The 634-nt window shown below is 59.1% G+C and carries 2 protein-coding genes; both read left to right on the forward strand.

Translation table 11 applies throughout. The annotated features are described in order from the left end of the window. Positions 1-22: 22 nt before the first annotated feature. Positions 23-274, forward strand: coding sequence for a hypothetical protein (locus AC1DXM_RS31970; RefSeq protein WP_477239553.1), 252 nt, complete (start codon positions 23-25; stop codon positions 272-274). Positions 275-383: 109 nt separating this feature from the next. Beyond that, positions 384-634 (forward strand): helix-turn-helix domain-containing protein (locus AC1DXM_RS31975; RefSeq protein ID WP_477239555.1); only part of this gene is annotated, 251 nt, incomplete at its 3' end.

Consider the following 634-nt stretch of genomic DNA (forward strand, 5'->3'; position numbering starts at 1 on the left):
GGATCGAACTCGCGGGGGTTAGGTGAAGGTTTTCGATAGACTTGAAGCGCTACTCGAGGCGGGCGATCCGCAGGCTGCGTTAGCAGAGGCACGGACCCTGGTGCTTGAAATTGAGCGGCGGTCAAACGTGGTCGCGGGCGCAGTCGACGATTTCTTGATCGACCTGATGACCCTTGCATTCGTCGCCGAAGCGTATGGCAATCACCTTGCCGAGGCCGCTCACAAACTCGCTCGGCGAAGGCTCTCAAAAGTCAGGCTGCTGACTAAGACCTGACGGGCGGGCTTAATGTCTCATTGTCTGGCTCGGCTCCGTAGCTGTCTCTTATATAAGCGAGATGGAACATTCGCTGTCAGCCGCTGTTCTCTGCCAGGAGGAACGGTTCATGGCCGACGACATCAGGAACCACGGCGTCAGCCAGCGGGACGGCAGAGGGGCTTCGACCCTGGTGATGACACCAGAGCAGTCGCGGGCGGCACGGGCGCTATTGAAGTGGTCTCAGGTTAGGCTCGCTGCCAAGTGCGGTTTGAGCGAAGGGACAATACGCGACTTTGAAAACGGGCGTAGGATCCTGCGTCCCACGAAGCTCGCCGCCCTGCTTCATGCGTTTGAGGTGGCTGGTGTAGTATTCACCGC

This window comes from Mesorhizobium sp. P3_A2 (assembly GCF_056403115.1).